Source organism: Paenarthrobacter sp. AR 02 (assembly GCF_021538675.1).
Taxonomy (GTDB): domain Bacteria; phylum Actinomycetota; class Actinomycetes; order Actinomycetales; family Micrococcaceae; genus Arthrobacter.
Genome location: NZ_JAJUKH010000002.1, coordinates 346,347 through 361,132, shown reverse-complemented (window position 1 = coordinate 361,132; position 14,786 = coordinate 346,347). Strand labels below are relative to the sequence as shown.

The following is a 14,786-nucleotide window of genomic DNA, read 5'->3' as shown; positions in this document are numbered from 1 at the left end:
CCGTGATTGTAGTCAAGGATTTGGTCCGTCAGTTCAAGTCCGGCGACCGGACCATCAAGCCGGTCAACGGCGTCAGCTTTGAACTCGGGAAGGGTTCGCTCGCATCCATCGTCGGCAAGAGTGGCAGCGGCAAAAGCACGCTGTTGTCCCTCCTGGGCGCGCTGGACAAGCCCACTTCGGGAGACGTCGTCGTGGATGGCGTCAGCCTTGCGGGCCTGCCGGACGGCAAACTGACCGAGTACCGGCGCCGGGACATCGGCTTTGTGTTCCAGCAGTTCAACCTGATCCCCAACCTCAGCGCCCTGGACAACGTGATGCTGCCCTTGGAGTTCGCCGGTGTCCGCAAGTCGGCCCGTTTGCAGCGGGCCAAAGAACTGTTGGAGCAGGTTCAACTGGATCCGGAAAAGCACGCGCGCAGGACCAACCGGCTCTCGGGCGGCGAGCAGCAGCGGGTGGCCATAGCCCGTGCGCTGGCCAACGAACCCAAGCTGATCCTCGCTGATGAGCCCACCGGAAACCTGGACGAGCAGACCGGTGAGCACATCATCGAGCTTCTCAGTTCACTGAGCCGCGACGACAACACCACCATCCTGGTGGTCACCCACGACCGGAGCCTGGCCCAGAAAACAGAGCGCTGCTTCCGGCTTCAGCAGGGCCGGCTCACGGAGGAGGTCAGAAGCGGATCGCGTCGATAACCTTGACGCGCACCGCCACCAGGGCGGGGATTGCTCCGGCGAGGGCACCCACCAGGACGGCGGCGCCGAAGCCCAGAAGGGCCGCGTCGACGGGGAAGGCCGGATATTCGGTGAGTCCCGGAGCCACTTTCGATTCGATCCAGGGGTGTTTGACCACCGCGACGGCGAGCATCACTCCGGCGATGCCCGCTACCGCGGTGGCCACCACGGACTCCATCATGACGCCCACGAAGATGCGGCCCGAGGTCGCTCCGAAACTCCGCCGGATGCCGATTTCCCGCACCCGGTAGCGCACGGTGACCATGGAGATGTTCAGCATGCCGACCGCCCCGAGGAGCAGTACCAGTCCGGCAACTCCGCCCACTACCAACTGCACGGGAGCAAGCGGGTCGCCCCAGGCCGCGTAGTCGACACGGTTGGCTTGGGCGTAGTAGCCGGGGAATTGTCCTTGCAGGTCTGCGGTGATCGCGGCCATGAGGACATCAGCCTGCTCCTCGCCCACCCACAGTTTGAACTCCGACATTTGCGGTTTCATCCCCGTCACGGCCGCACCCTCGGTAAGGATGAACGCGGCCGGAGGCATGTCCGGAAAAACGTCCGGCACCACGCCGATGATCACGGCCGTCGCCGGTCGGTCACCTGGGATGGTGACTGTGGGGTGGGTGGTCAGGTTGGGCCTGCCCGCTTGGTTGTAGAAAGCCTCGGAAACCACGACGGCGGGGGCCAGCCTTTGGCCGTCGTCGGCAGCGAACCAGCTCCCTTGCAGAAGGGGGACGCGGTGGATGGTGCCGTATCCGATGTCCACGATGGTCATGCTGACCGGGGTCACTCCGCGGGGAAACTGGAAACCGGCCTGGGTCTGGCCCATGTGGGTGGAGGTAGTGATGCCGTAGCGCTGCTGGATCCCCTGGTACACCTTCTCGATCTTCTCCGGGTCCGGAGGCGTGGGACCGTTGACGCTGAGGGCCAGCGTGGCAACACGTCCCCCGTTGCGCTCCGACTGCACTTTGTAGCCTTCGCGGGCCAGGTTTCCCACGCCCACTACGGAGGTCAGTGCGGCCACGGACAGGGCAACGCCCATGAGTGCCAGAAGGATTCTTACCTTGTTGATCCGGAGTTCCTGCCAGGCTTCCACCAACGTGGAGATCACGCCCGTCATGCGGACACCCCCGTGTCGGCGAGCGCGAGCGGGCTGAGGACCCCGGAATCCAGTCGGTAACAAGCCCGGGCCAGCGCTGCCACGTTGGTGTCGTGGGTAATGGTGACCAGGGCCGCGGCGGTCTCCGTGGCGACAGTATCCAGCAGCGCCATGACGGAGTGGCCGGTCTCAACGTCCAAGGCACCCGTCGGCTCGTCGGCAAGGATGAGCCGGGGCCGGCGGACCAAGGCCCGCGCGATGGCAACGCGCTGCTGCTCACCGCCGGAGAGCATATTGGGCATGGTGTTGGCCCGCGCCGCGAGGCCCACCCGGTCCAACATATCCATGGCCAGTTCCCTTCGACGCCAGAACTCCCGGCCCTTGGCGTAAAACAACGGGGTGATCACGTTGTCCAACGCGCTGCGTCCCGGTAACAGGTTGAATTGCTGGAAGACGAAGCCCACGGTGGATCCGCGGAGGCGGGCGCGGGCGTTGTTGCCCAGCCTGTCAGCGGGCTGGCCCAGAAACTCCAGCTCCCCCGACGTCGGAACGTCCAACAGGCCCAAAAGGTTGAGCAGGGTGGATTTGCCGCACCCTGAACGGCCCACAATCGCAGTGTGGTCTCCGCTGTGGACCTCCAGGTCGATGCCTTTGAGGATGTGAAGTTGTTGTTCATCCGGCAAGGTGACGGACCGGGTGACCGAGCGGAGGCTGACGAGTGTTTCCTTGGGTTGTTCCATTGCCGCTAACCCGCCGGGGCGACGGCAACCTGCCCCGGACCCATAGGCCCCGGGACAGCCGGCGCGCCGGGTACGAATTCAAGGACCTGCTCGCCTTCGGCCAGGCCCGACGTCACTTCCACTACGGAACCATCATTGAGGCCCAATTGGACCGTGCGCTGCTCGGGTGCGGCCGCTGCCCCACCCGGCCCTGCGATCCAGACGATCCCGTCCTTCACGCTTCCTTTCACCGACGTCAACGGAACGGTCACCACATCCGGTGCGACGCCCGCACTGACCGTCATGGTGGCTCCCAAACCAGGGAAGACCTGCTGGCCGGACGGGACGGGGCAGCTCAACGTTCCCGTCGGAGTGCCGCCCTCCTCGGGTTGGCTCGGCGCCCCCGGACCGGCAACAGCCATGCCCACGCCCATTCCAGCACCTCCACCGCTGGCAACGGAACCGCCGGAGCCGCTGCCGCCGTCGTCGGACGCGTTGTTCTTGAGCGTCACTTCCGTGCACTGGAACGGCGCCGGGCCGCCCACCAAGGCGATTTCTGCCGGACCGGGCTTGCCGAGCAGCCGGTACTGCTGGGCGGCGGTCACTGAACCCGCCACAGTGTAGGTTCCGGGATCGATCTTGCCCACGGACTCACCAACGGTCACTTGCTGGTCAACGAGCGTCGAGAGTGACTGCAGGGTTCCCGCGCTGGGGGCAAGGATGTCGAAGTAGTCGTAGGCAAGCTTCGGCTGGGTCCCGTCCTTGGAAGGTGCGCCGGTGACGGCCTGCTCGGCTTTGACCTGGAACAAGGCGTCGCCCTTGGCAACGGTGGCACCTTGTTCAACGAAGACCTTGATGACTTTCCCTGCCGAGGTGCTGCGGACGGTGTCGGCTGCGTCGCTCTGGACGGTGCCCTTGATCTGGACGGTGTTGGTGACCGTTGCCCTGGTGGCCGGGACCACCGGAATGTCCACGTGGGCCAGCGGTGCCGGCTCGGATGCGGCCGACTCCAGGCCATCGACAAATGCGATCTTGACCAAGGCCACCGCGATAACCGCGAATATGGCCAACCAGGCAACCGGCAAAATGACGCGCCGAAAAATACCCATCCCTGCTCCATTTCGGTAACTCCCCACAGAACCTCTGCGAGGGATGATGGCCTAAGCCTAGGCGAGGAAATCCACGGCTCCGGGCATTCGTGTGACTTGACAGAAGGCTTACCGTGTCGCCGCCTGTTCCCTGCGTGCGCACCCGTTCCCGCCCGGTGCACCCCACGCTCCCGGTGTGCGCACCCGTTGCCGCCCGGCGCACCCCACGCTCCCGGTGTGCGCACCCGTTGCCGCCCGGCGCACCAGAGGTTCCGGGTGCGAGCGGGGCAAAAGGGTGCGGCACCAAGCACACTCGAGACCCTCACACTCCAAGCCCCAGCCCTGACTGCATCGCGCACAGCGCACCCGTTGCCGCCGGGCGCACCCCACGTTCCCGGCGGCCGCACCCGTTCCCGCCCGGCGCACCAGAGGTTCCGGGAGCGAGCGGCGCGAAAGGGTGCGCACCGCAGCGGCTTGACCGCCACCCTTGCGCGAATGACTTGTGCCGAATGACTTGCGCCAAATGAGAGGATGGCACTCATGACCCTCCCCATCGCCAGGCCGTGGCTGTTCGAGCAAACCAACCAGGATCCCCGGGCAGCGACCGGACGGCCGTTGCGGTGGGGCGTGGTGTCCACGGGCAACATCGCCAACAGCGTGTCCCAGGACCTGGCGATGCTGGAAGACGCGGAACTCTACGCCGTAAGTTCACGGACCCAAGAGGCAGCGGATGCTTTCGCCAGTGCACTCGGCTTCGCCAAGGGTTACGGGGACGACGGCGGTGTTCCCGGCTACCAGCGGATGTTCGCCGACCCCGCGGTGGACGTGGTGTACATCGGCACTCCGCATGCCCAGCACTTCCAGATCGCCTCCGCCGCACTGCGGTCCGGCAAGCACGTCCTCTGCGAGAAGGCCCTGACCATCAACGCCCGCGAAGCGTCGGAACTGGTGAATCTGGCCAAGGAAAACAAGGTGTTCTTCATGGAGGCCGTGTGGAGCCGGTTCCTGCCCAGCATGCAGCGCGCGTTCGAGATCGCCGGTTCAGGTGAGCTTGGGAGCATCCAGTGGGTCAGCGCAGATCTGGGTTTCCCGGCACCCTACGATCCCACCGCCCGGATCTGGGCCCTGAACGATGGCGGCGGGGCGCTCCTGGACATTACCGTCTATCCCCTGCTCTGGGCGCTGGGAACCCTTGGCTTCCCTCAGTCTGTCACTGCCATCGGATCGCTGAATGAGGACGGCGTGGACACCCAGAACGCACTGACGCTCGGGTACGCCGACGGTGCGCAGGCCCAGCTGACGTCGTCCTTGATGGCGCACGGGCCGCGGACTGCCACGGTCGCCGGAGGATTGGGCTTCCTGCAAACAGTCGGGTCGGTAAACAACCCCCGCGAACTGCTCATCAGGGTTGGCTGGGACGAGCCCCGGCACGAGCACTTCGACGTGGTGGGCATCGGCTACACGTACGAACTCCGCGAAGTGACGCGATGCGTCCAGCAAGGCCTCACCGAAAGTCCCGTGATGCCGTTGGAGGACTCGGTCAACGTGATGCGCTTGTTTGACGGTGTGCGCTCACAGCTGGGTATCCGGTACCCGAACGACGCACGGTGAGTGCCGCCGCCGTCGTGATTTAACCCAGGTGAGCTAGCGACCCCGAGCCGGCTGGCGCGCCAATTTGCGGTCCAACGACAGTGCTCCGGGGCCCAGGAAGACGAACGCCACGGCAATGGCGAAATAGATAATCAGGAGCTCGGCCGTCACCCCGGCCGCGTCGGTGAGCAGCGGCTTGCCCGCCTCCGTCACGAACCAGATCGAGGCGAACAGGATCGCCGCGAGGAACCCGGCCACGCGGGTCAGCGCACCCAGGACCAACAGCGCGCCAAGGCCAAGCTCGCCCGCGATGACCAACCAGGCAATGAGTTCGGGCTTCTGGACACCCATGGCGGCCACGGACGCGGCGAAAGCTGCGTGTCCGGCCATGAGCTTCTGGAGGCCGTGGACCACCATTAGCGCACCGAACACCACGCGCAGGATGGCGACACCGCGGGAGGAGGACTGGGGAGAGGGGTGAAGGAATTTCACCGTCCCAATCTTCCACGTCCGCGGGTCAGGCGCCAACTAGGACAACAGCGAGGGGATGTCCTTCACGCCGTCCAGGATGTGATGGTGCGGGTGAACGGCGAGGTCTTCGCGGCCGAGCTTACCGGTCAGGACGCCAACGGCGGTGACGCCTGCGTTGTTGGCGGCGGCGAGGTCGTTCACGGTGTCGCCGGCAGCGATCACTGCCCGGACGTCCTGCACCCCGGTCAGCTCCATGGCACGGTGGATCATGTGCGGGGCCGGACGCCCCGCGGCTACCTCATCGGAACATACGACGGCGTCCAGCAGGTTATCGTCCTCGACGCTCCAGCCCAGCCGCTCAAGAAGGGGACCGGCGACATCGCGGGAGAAGCCGGTAGTCAACGCCACTTTGACGCCGCGGCGGCGCAACTCCCGGAAAGCGTCCTCCACACCGTCCAGGGCGACCGGCGGGTTGGCGTCGTAGAACTCCACGAGCAATTCCTTGAAACGGCTGAAGGCGGCCTCCACAGCTGGGGGTGTCGCGGTTCCTCCACCGGCTTCGATCAGGGCGGTGATGGCTTCGACTTTGTCGGCGCCCATCCATTCCTGGACGGACTCCGGGGTGGTGCGAACGCCCGTTTCTTCAACGCAGCGGGCCAGTGCAACGTACACGTCCCCGTGCTCGTCAATGGTGGTTCCGGCCATATCGCAGGCAAGAAGCTTGATCATGGGGTGGCTCCTTCGGTGTGGATGCGGACCAGCGCGGCCCGGCGTTCCACGGTGTTGTCGATAGTGAAGTTGGTGAGGGCAGGGAGGTAGCGGTCCTCGGAGTATTCCAGGGGCTGGCCATCGCCGGATCGGGTGACGCGGCGCTCGCGCAGGAGCGGGATGCCTTCAGGCTGCTCCAGCAGTTCGGCGTCCTCATCGCTTGCCGCGACGGCGTCGATGGTGTGCCGCGCGCTGTGCAGGTCCACACCCTGTTCTTTGAGGAAGGCGAAGATGGACCCGGAGTCGGTGTCGAAGTCGAACAGCTTGCGTCCGACGTCCAGGATAAATGTGGTGCGTTCAATCATTGCTGGGGACTCGTCCAGGTAGCGGACCCGAAGGACCTCCACCACAGTGGTTTCGGGCATCAACCCGAGTGCGTCGGCGGCGTCGGGGCTGGCTTCCCGACGCGCAACTTCCAAGGTGCGCTGGCCGGGCTTCTTGCCAATCCCAACAGCCCATTCGGTGAACGAGTTGAACGTGGAGAAGGACTGCGACGGGACCGATGAGCGCACCATGGGTGGGCGCCCCCGCCCACCGGTTACGGCCCCCTCGGAACGAAGGAATGCCAGTGCCTGACGGATCGGTCCGCGTGATGTGCCGAACTCACGGCACAGCTCCGCTTCACTGGGCAGCTGGAATCCCGGCGGCCAGTCACCATCGGTAATCCGGCGCATGAATTCCTCGCTCAGCCTGACATGGAGGGGCGCGTTCTGCTGTGTGCTCACCAGTTGATAATACAAGTCCTGCGTGCCAAAAACCCCAGAATTGAAGGACTCAAGGTGAAATAGCAGTGAACTCACATGAACAGACATTAAATTCTGATTAACTTGTATATACAAGTGCCGTTTTGGCTTGATTACGCGTTGTCGGCCCGCCAAGGTCAATGGTGTGAACAACCCAAGCACCGCACCAATAGCCGTCAACAGCAGCGCAGGCAGCAAGGCCAGCACCAGCGACGTCCTCATAGTCGGCGCCGGCATCGTCGGCCTGGCCCACGCCGCGCACGCTGTCGCCAATGGCCTGACCGTCACCATCATTGAGCGCGACCACCACGCTGCCGGAGCGTCGGTCCGCAATTTTGGCCACTGCTGCATCACGGCGCAGTCCGGCGAGTTGTACGAACTTGCGCAGGTCTCCCGTAAGTACTGGCTCGAATTCGCCGCGAAGGCCGGATTCTGGGCCGTCGAGTCCGGCGCCGTGGTCCTGGCCCGTACCGAGGCGGAGATGGCCGTCCTTCGCGAACTCTCCGCCGTCCGGGAGCCGGGCCAGGTGGAGCTGCTCTCCCCTGCCGGGACGCGTGAACGGCTGGGCACTTCGCCTGAAACCGCCCAGGAAACGCACGACGGCGGCTGGCCAGGTTTGGTAGGCGGCGCCTTCCTTCGGGATGACCTGCGCGTCGACCCCCGCACCACGGTGGCGAGGTTGGCCGAATGGCTGAGCCAACAACCCGGCGTCGAACTTCGTTGGAACACTTCCGCGCTGGGTTTCAGCCAATCCCCTGAGGGCGTGAGTGTCCGGACCTCCCGCGGCGAACTGAGGGCCGGACAGGTTTTTGTGTGCGTGGGCCACGACGTTGATTACCTGTTCCCGGACCTTGCCGCTGAACACCGGATCCAGCGGTGCGCACTCCAGATGTCGTTGGCAGCCAAGCCGGACCGGGCGGGGTTCGCGCCTGCAGTCCTCACGGCAACATCCATGCTCCGCTACCCGGCATTTACTGACATGCCTGCCGCTGCCGCACTCCGGGCAGAGGTGTCGGAAACCCGGCCTGGGCTGCTGGACATCGGCGCCAACGTCATGTTTACCCAACGACCCGACGGGACCATCATCCTCGGCGACTCGCACCACTACCACCAGACCGCCGATCCGTTCCTGGACGAAGAGGTGACGTCCACGCTCAACGCGGAAATTGCCGACAGGATCGGCGAGCCGCTGGAGATCATCCAGCGCTGGCAGGGCATCTACGCATCCTCGGACGTCGCACCCATCCTTGTCCGCGAAATCCAGCCCGGCGTCACCGTAGTGTCCGTGACCTCCGGCGTTGGCATGACCCTGTCCTTCGGCCTGGCGCACCGCAACGTCTCGCGCCTGCCCTGAATCGTCCTGTTCTGAATTCTCCAACAACCTCCTCTCCCCTTCGCATAAGGATTCCCATGAAAACCCAGCTCTTCACCGGTTCTGCGCTTGCCCTCGCCACCGCTCTGGCACTCACTGCGTGTGGGGGCTCCGCCCAGTCCTCCCCCGCCGCGACATCGGCCACCTGCCCCAATGGTGGGATCAAGTTCGGCATCGAGCCTTACGAGGACCCGGCCAAGCTGAAGCCCGCCTACGATGTCCTGGCAGCTGCCCTGTCCAAGAAACTCGAATGCCCTGTCAGCGTGCAGGTTGTTGAGGACTACGCCGCAGAAGTTCTGGCCATGCGCAACGGAAAGCTGGACCTTGGCCAGTTCGGCCCGCTGGGTTATGTCTTTGCTGATGCCAAGGCCGGAGCGGAACCGCTGGTCTCCTTCGGCACTGCAGGAAAGGAATTGAGCACGTACACGGCCGGGATCTGGGTTTCCAAGGACAGCCCCATCCAAGCCATCGGCGATCTCAAGGGCAAGTCGCTCGCCTTGGGCAGCGTCGGTTCGACGTCGGGCGATGTCCTGCCGCGCTTCGGGCTTCGCGAGGCCGAAATAGCCGACGCCGACCTCAAGATGGATTACACCGGCGGCCACCCGGAAGCCCTGCTCGCGCTGACCAACGGCAAGGTTGACGCCGCGGAGATTAATTCCCAAACGCTGGCAACCGCTATCGCCGCAGGGACCTTCACTTCCGACAAGTATCGGCAGGTCTGGACGTCCAACCCCATCCCCAACGACCCCATCACCGTCCGGGGTGACGCCGACCCGGCGTTCAAGGCAGCCGTCAAAGACGCGTTCTTGTCCTTGGATCCCACTGACGTGGCCAAGGTAGGCGAATTCCTGGACGTCACTCCTCCGGGCCCCTTGCTTGAAGTCACCAAGGACAACTACCAGCCGTTGTTTGAACTCGCCAAGACCATGAATCTCACCGAGAAGGACCTGTAGTGGCGCTCTCCGTCCAGGGCCTCCGCAAGTCCTTCGCCGGACGTAACGTCCTGACCGGGGTGGACTTCACCGTCTCCGCGGGCGAAGTCGTGGCGTTCCTTGGGGCTAACGGTTCAGGCAAGTCCACCACGCTGCGCTGCGTCATGGGCATCACCCCGCCGGACGCCGGAAGCATCAGCATCGACGGCACACCGCTGGACTCGCTCCACAGCGGTGACCTGCAGCGAGCCAGGCAGCGGATGGCCATGATCTTCCAGAAGATCCACCTGGTCCCCCGCCGCACCGCCTTGGACAACGTCTGCTCCGGCGCGCTGGCCCGTATCCCGACGATCCGTTCGCTCACTCCGTTGCTGTTCCCGGCCGAGGTCCAGCAGGAAGCCCTCGATTGCCTGGATCGCGTTGGCCTGGCAGACCGCGCCTTCGACCGCGTTGGCCGGCTCTCCGGCGGACAGCAGCAGCGCGTTGCGGTTGCCCGGGCACTCTGCCAGCGGGCCGACGTCGTGCTCGCCGACGAGCCAGTGTCGGCACTGGACCCGCACGCGGCCGAGCACGTCATGGCTTTGCTGCGCGAGCTCGCCCATACCGAAGGCCTCGCGGTGGCCGCCGTCCTGCACCAGCCCGAGCTCGCCTTGCGGTATGCCGACCGTTCCATCGGGCTGCTTCAGGGCTCCATGACGTTCGACCTGCCCTCCACAGAGGTCACCGCCAAGCACCTCGACACTTTGTACGCCCCCGATCGGGGCGTTTCTGACAGGAATTTCGCAGCATGACACCCCAGGCCCTGCTTCCCACCACCCGCCGTGAACCAGCCCGCCCAAGCCGCGTGGCACTGGTCCGCCCGAAGAAGCCGCTGCGGTGGTTGACGACGGCGGCAGTGGCGGCCGCCGTCGTCGGACTTCACGCCTTGGCAATAGAAGGGACCGACTTCAAGCCGGAACTGTTGGTGGATGGTTGGAAAGGGATGGCCGCTTTCGTGGCAGATGCCTTCCCGCCGGACCTCAGCTGGGAACGCACGCTCAAACCCGGGCTCGAGGCCACCCTGGTGACTCTGTGGATCGGGCTCTTGGGAACCACGTTGTCCGTGCCTTCGGCCCTGCTCCTCGCGGCGCTGGCCGCCAGGAACACCAGCCCGCACCGGCTGGTGTACCAGGCTGCGCGTGCGGTGTTGTCGTTCTTTCGCGCCGTGCCGGACATCGTGTTCGCCCTGATCTTCGTCACGGCCGTCGGCCTTGGGCCGTTCGCCGGAGTGCTTGCGCTGATCTGCCACAACACGGGGGTCATGGGGAAGCTGTGGGCGGAGTCAATGGAAGAGATCGACGCCGGGCCGCAGGAGGCCCTCAGGACGGCGGGCGCCAACCGCATCCAGCAGGTAGCCAACGCCACCCTGCCCATGGTGGTGCCGCAGTTCGTGGGCCTGCTGCTCTACAGGTTCGATGTCAACGTGCGGTCCTCCCTGGTTCTTGGCTTGGTGGGCGCCGGTGGCATCGGCTTGCTCATCAACCAATCCATCAAATCCTTCCGGTTCGACTCCATGCTCACCCATATCCTGATTGTGCTGGTGCTGATCATCGTGGTGGACCAGTTCTCGGCATGGATCCGGAGGCGCCTCGCCGCCTGAGCCTGAGTAGGGGCAGAATGGGACGAGGCCCACGCTTGGGCATGGTTTTGTGGCGTGAGATGGACGGAGCGGGAATGCAGGTAGACGTTGTAGTCGTTGGTGGAGGAGCCATGGGATCGGCTGCCGCGTGGCAGCTCTCCCGGTCCGGACGCTCAGTGGTCCTCCTGGAACGGTTCGAGGCCGGCCACCACATCGGCGCATCCCATGGCGCAACCCGCAACTTCAACACCGCCTACGCCGAGGCGGACTACCTGGACCTCCTGGCTGAGTCCAAGACCCTCTGGGACGAACTCGCCGCAGAGCACGGCGCGCCCCTGCTGGACCTGGTGGGGCTGGCGAACCACGGCAACATCCCCAAGCTGGAAAAGGTCCGCGAAGCCCACCAGGAACGTGGCATCGAGAGCTACTTCATTTCCGCGGACGACGCCGCCAATCGCTGGCAGGGCATGAACTTCGCCACCGACGTCCTCTTCGTGCCAGGTTCCGGACGGATCCGCTCAGCAGATGCCCTGGTGGCGCTCCGGAACAGTGCCGAGGCCCAGGGAGCCATTTTCAAGTACTCGACGCCGGTCCGGGACATCCGCGTGGACGGCGCGGAATCTGTGGTCGTGGTGACCGAGGAAACCGAGTACAGAGCCAAACGGGTGGTGGTCACGGCCGGGGCGTGGACCCCCAAAGTCCTGAACGGCCTCGCCAAGCTTCCGTCCCTGGTGGTCACGCAGGAGCAACCTGCCCATTTCACCCCTACGGACAACACCCTGGTGTGGCCCAGCTTCAACCACAACCCGGACCCCGACCCCAACAACGAGCTCTACGAATACTGGTTCAGCCCCGTGTACGGCATGCTCACCCCCGGCGAAGGCGTCAAAGCGGGCTGGCATGGCGTTGGCCCCGTCATGGACCCCGATGAGCGCACATTCGAACCCATCCCCCAGCAGCTCGAAGCCTTGGTGCGGTACGCAGAAGAGTGGCTTCCCGGCGTCGACCCCTCCAGTGCGGTTCCCATCAGCTGCACCTACACCACCACCCCCACCGAAGACTTCGTGCTGGACAGTTTCGGGCCGCTGGTGGTGGGCGCCGGATTCTCGGGCCACGGCTTCAAGTTCACGCCGGCCATTGGCCGCGTGCTGAAGGACATCGTCGACGGCGGCACCGCACCCGCCAGGTTCCACGCCGACCGCTAAGCCGGCCACCAACCGGGCACGAACGCAAAAGACCCCGCAAGCATGACGCTTGCGGGGTCTTTTCGCGTGGCTTTAGCCCAGGGTCGAGAGGACCTTGTTGAACGTTGCCGACGGGCGCATGATCTCAGCGGCCTTGGCAGCGTCCGGACGGTAGTAACCGCCCAGGTCGACGGCGTGACCCTGCACTGCAGCGAGCTCGCCAACGATGGTGTCCTCGTTGGAGGTCAGGGCTTCAGCGATTGCTGCGAAGTCCTTGGCCAGCTCTGCGTCTTCGGTCTGCTTGGCCAGCTCCTGGGCCCAGTACGTGGCCAGGTAGTAGTGGCTGCCGCGGTTGTCCAGCTCGCCGACGCTGCGGCGCGGGGACTTGTTTTCCAGCAGGAACGTACCCGTTGCGCGGTCCAGCGTGTCAGCCAGGACCTGTGCGCGGGCGTTGTCCGTGGAGGTGGCAAGGTGCTCGAAGCTCACGGCCAGGGCAAGGAACTCACCCAGGCTGTCCCAACGAAGGTGGTTTTCCTTGACCAGCTGCTGGACGTGCTTCGGAGCGGAGCCACCGGCACCGGTCTCGAACAGGCCGCCACCGTTGATCAGCGGAACGATGGAGAGCATCTTGGCACTGGTACCGAGCTCGAGGATGGGGAACAGGTCCGTGAGATAGTCGCGGAGGACGTTGCCCGTGACGGAGATGGTGTCCTCGCCCTTACGGATGCGCTCCAGGGTGAAGGCTGTGGCCTCAACCGGGGAGAGGATCTCGATCTGCAGGCCTTCGGTGTCGTGTTCCTTGAGGTACTCGTTCACCTTGGCGATCAGGTTGGCGTCGTGCGCGCGGGTCTTGTCCAGCCAGAACACGGCCGGAGTCTGGGACGCGCGGGCACGGGTGACGGCCAGCTTGACCCAGTCGCGGACCGGGATGTCCTTGGTCTGGCAGGCGCGCCAGATGTCGCCCGGGGCAACTTCGTGCTCGATCAGGACCTTGCCGGCACTGTTGACCAGCTGGACCGTGCCCGGAACCTCGATTTCGAAGGTCTTGTCGTGGCTGCCGTATTCTTCGGCAGCCTGCGCCATGAGGCCCACGTTGGGAACGGTGCCCATGGTGGTGGGATCAAACGCACCGTTGGCGCGGCAGTCGTCCAGGACAACCTGGTAGACGCCGGCGTAGGAGCTGTCCGGGAGGACGGCAAGAGTGTCGGCTTCCTTGCCGTCCGGGCCCCACATGTGGCCGGACTGGCGGATCATGGCGGGCATGGAAGCGTCCACGATGATGTCGGAAGGAACGTGGAGGCTGGTGATGCCCTTGTCGGAATCCACCATGGCCAGCGCCGGACCGTCTTCGAGACCCTTGGCGATGGCAGCCTTAACGCCTTCGCGGACGTCTTCCGGAAGGTCTTCCAGACCGTTGAGGATAGCGGCCAGGCCGTTGTTGGGGCTGATGCCTGCTGCGGCGAGCTGCTTGCCGTAGGTCTCGAACAGCTCGGAGAAGTAGGCTTTGACCACGTGGCCGAAGATGATGGGGTCCGAGACCTTCATCATGGTGGCCTTCAGGTGCGCGGAGAAGAGGATGCCCTCTTCTTTGGCGCGGGCAACCTGTGCTTTGAGGAATTCGTCCAAGGCTGCTGCGCGGAGGACTGTGCCGTCAACGATTTCGCCGGCCAGGACCGGGAAACCCTTCTTCAGGACCTTGACGGAGCCGTCTTCGCGGACCAGCTGGATAGTGAGGGAGTCATCCTTGTCCAGGACAACGGACTTCTCGTTGGAGCGGAAGTCATTCTCGCCCATGGTGGCAACGTTGGTCTTGGAATCTGCGCTCCAGGCACCCATGGAGTGCGGGTTCTGGCGGGCGTAGTTCTTCACCGACAGGGGTGCGCGGCGGTCGGAGTTGCCTTCGCGCAGTACCGGGTTCACGGCGGAGCCCTTGATCTTGTCGTAGCGCGAGCGGATGTCCGTCTCGGTGTCCGAGGAGGGGTTGTCCGGGTAGTCCGGGAGGGCGTAGCCCTGGGCCTGGAGCTCGGCGATGGCAGCCTTGAGCTGCGGCACGGAGGCGCTGATGTTGGGCAGCTTGATGATGTTGGCTTCCGGCTGCTTTGCCAGTTCGCCAAGTTCAGCCAGGGCGTTGCCCGTGCGCTGCTCCTCGGTCAGGAAATCACCGAAGACGGCGATGATGCGGCCGGCCAGCGAAATGTCGCGGGTCTCCACCTCTACACCTGCGGTCGAGGCATACGCTTCCACAATCGGCAGGAATGAGTAGGTTGCCAGCATCGGCGCTTCGTCTGTGTGGGTATAGATAATCTTGGCCATTGGCGGGGTTCTCCCTGAAAGTCTGCAGATTTCAACATCTCCTAACTTACCCGAGTAGGCCGTTTTGGCGGCTCTTCGTGTCCGGGATCACTCTGCGCATTACCGCCCGGGAAAGCGATTTACGGCCGACGGCGCCCTGACCGCCGCCGCCGCTT

The 14,786-nt window shown here is 64.8% G+C and carries 14 protein-coding genes; 7 read left to right on the top strand and 7 right to left on the bottom strand.

Annotated features, from left to right (window positions below; genetic code table 11):
- The first annotated feature begins 2 nt into the window (after positions 1–2).
- Positions 3–695, top strand: coding sequence for an ABC transporter ATP-binding protein (locus LRQ04_RS07825; protein ID WP_235519182.1), 693 nt, complete (start codon positions 3–5; stop codon positions 693–695).
- Here LRQ04_RS07825 and LRQ04_RS07820 read toward each other — a convergent pair.
- From LRQ04_RS07820 to LRQ04_RS07810, 3 genes are read right to left on the bottom strand one after another with little or no spacing between them, the layout of a single operon-like run.
- Complete coding sequence (locus tag LRQ04_RS07820) at positions 673–1,854, bottom strand: ABC transporter permease (protein WP_235519181.1); 1,182 nt, start codon at positions 1,852–1,854, stop codon at positions 673–675. The genes LRQ04_RS07825 and LRQ04_RS07820 overlap by 23 nt on opposite strands.
- Entirely contained in the window at positions 1,851–2,573 is a 723-nt protein-coding gene (locus LRQ04_RS07815) for an ABC transporter ATP-binding protein (protein WP_235519180.1), read from the bottom strand. The genes LRQ04_RS07820 and LRQ04_RS07815 overlap by 4 nt, the downstream gene beginning before the upstream one ends.
- A 5-nt stretch (positions 2,574–2,578) precedes the next feature.
- Positions 2,579–3,661: an efflux RND transporter periplasmic adaptor subunit gene (locus LRQ04_RS07810; protein WP_235519179.1), complete on the bottom strand. Its 1,083-nt coding sequence runs from the start codon at positions 3,659–3,661 to the stop codon at positions 2,579–2,581.
- 519 nt (positions 3,662–4,180) lie between these two features.
- Here LRQ04_RS07810 and LRQ04_RS07805 point away from each other — a divergent pair.
- On the top strand, positions 4,181–5,251 hold the full coding sequence (locus LRQ04_RS07805; protein WP_235519178.1) for a Gfo/Idh/MocA family protein: 1,071 nt from the start codon (positions 4,181–4,183) through the stop codon (positions 5,249–5,251).
- Positions 5,252–5,284: 33 nt separating this feature from the next.
- Here LRQ04_RS07805 and LRQ04_RS07800 read toward each other — a convergent pair whose 3' ends face one another.
- Genes LRQ04_RS07800 through LRQ04_RS07790 form a run of 3 tightly spaced genes read right to left on the bottom strand, consistent with a single transcriptional unit; the run spans position 5,285 to position 7,194 of the window.
- A complete protein-coding gene (locus LRQ04_RS07800; RefSeq protein ID WP_235519177.1) occupies positions 5,285–5,722 on the bottom strand; it encodes a DoxX family protein in 438 nt (145 codons plus the stop codon).
- 36 nt (positions 5,723–5,758) lie between these two features.
- Positions 5,759–6,430, bottom strand: coding sequence for a phosphonatase-like hydrolase (locus LRQ04_RS07795; protein WP_235519176.1), 672 nt, complete (start codon positions 6,428–6,430; stop codon positions 5,759–5,761).
- The gene (locus LRQ04_RS07790) at positions 6,427–7,194 is read right to left on the bottom strand and encodes a GntR family transcriptional regulator (protein WP_235519175.1); all 768 of its coding nucleotides are present in this window, start codon (positions 7,192–7,194) and stop codon (positions 6,427–6,429) included. Before LRQ04_RS07790 ends, LRQ04_RS07795 begins: the two co-directional genes overlap by 4 nt.
- Before the next feature lie 163 nt (positions 7,195–7,357).
- Here LRQ04_RS07790 and LRQ04_RS07785 point away from each other — a divergent pair, with 163 nt between their 5' ends.
- The 5 genes from LRQ04_RS07785 to LRQ04_RS07765 all read left to right on the top strand — a co-directional run bounded on the left by LRQ04_RS07785 (position 7,358) and on the right by LRQ04_RS07765 (position 12,339).
- Complete coding sequence (locus LRQ04_RS07785) at positions 7,358–8,566, top strand: TIGR03364 family FAD-dependent oxidoreductase (protein ID WP_235519174.1); 1,209 nt, start codon at positions 7,358–7,360, stop codon at positions 8,564–8,566.
- Between the two features lie 56 nt (positions 8,567–8,622).
- Positions 8,623–9,537 (top strand): phosphate/phosphite/phosphonate ABC transporter substrate-binding protein, encoded by a 915-nt coding sequence (locus LRQ04_RS07780; protein WP_235519173.1) that lies wholly within the window; start codon positions 8,623–8,625, stop codon positions 9,535–9,537.
- The gene (locus LRQ04_RS07775) at positions 9,537–10,307 is read left to right on the top strand and encodes a phosphonate ABC transporter ATP-binding protein (protein ID WP_235519172.1); all 771 of its coding nucleotides are present in this window, start codon (positions 9,537–9,539) and stop codon (positions 10,305–10,307) included. Before LRQ04_RS07780 ends, LRQ04_RS07775 begins: the two co-directional genes overlap by 1 nt.
- Positions 10,304–11,155: a phosphonate ABC transporter, permease protein PhnE gene (gene phnE / locus LRQ04_RS07770; RefSeq protein ID WP_235519171.1), complete on the top strand. Its 852-nt coding sequence runs from the start codon at positions 10,304–10,306 to the stop codon at positions 11,153–11,155. The genes LRQ04_RS07775 and phnE overlap by 4 nt, the downstream gene beginning before the upstream one ends.
- Before the next feature lie 74 nt (positions 11,156–11,229).
- A complete protein-coding gene (locus tag LRQ04_RS07765; RefSeq protein WP_235519170.1) occupies positions 11,230–12,339 on the top strand; it encodes an FAD-dependent oxidoreductase in 1,110 nt (369 codons plus the stop codon).
- Between the two features lie 72 nt (positions 12,340–12,411).
- Here the strand turns inward: LRQ04_RS07765 and LRQ04_RS07760 are convergent, their stop codons facing one another.
- Positions 12,412–14,631, bottom strand: a complete 2,220-nt coding sequence (locus tag LRQ04_RS07760; protein ID WP_235519169.1) for an NADP-dependent isocitrate dehydrogenase — start codon at positions 14,629–14,631, stop codon at positions 12,412–12,414.
- Positions 14,632–14,786: the final 155 nt, after the last annotated feature.

Coding starts and splice junctions, on each gene's coding strand:
- LRQ04_RS07820 (WP_235519181.1), bottom strand. CDS start 1,854: ATGACGGGCGTGATCTCCACGTTGGTGGAAGCCTGGCAGGAACTCCGG.
- LRQ04_RS07815 (WP_235519180.1), bottom strand. CDS start 2,573: ATGGAACAACCCAAGGAAACACTCGTCAGCCTCCGCTCGGTCACCCGG.
- LRQ04_RS07810 (WP_235519179.1), bottom strand. CDS start 3,661: ATGGGTATTTTTCGGCGCGTCATTTTGCCGGTTGCCTGGTTGGCCATA.
- LRQ04_RS07805 (WP_235519178.1), top strand. CDS start 4,181: ATGACCCTCCCCATCGCCAGGCCGTGGCTGTTCGAGCAAACCAACCAG.
- LRQ04_RS07795 (WP_235519176.1), bottom strand. CDS start 6,430: ATGATCAAGCTTCTTGCCTGCGATATGGCCGGAACCACCATTGACGAG.
- LRQ04_RS07780 (WP_235519173.1), top strand. CDS start 8,623: ATGAAAACCCAGCTCTTCACCGGTTCTGCGCTTGCCCTCGCCACCGCT.
- phnE (WP_235519171.1), top strand. CDS start 10,304: ATGACACCCCAGGCCCTGCTTCCCACCACCCGCCGTGAACCAGCCCGC.
- LRQ04_RS07765 (WP_235519170.1), top strand. CDS start 11,230: ATGCAGGTAGACGTTGTAGTCGTTGGTGGAGGAGCCATGGGATCGGCT.
- LRQ04_RS07760 (WP_235519169.1), bottom strand. CDS start 14,631: ATGGCCAAGATTATCTATACCCACACAGACGAAGCGCCGATGCTGGCA.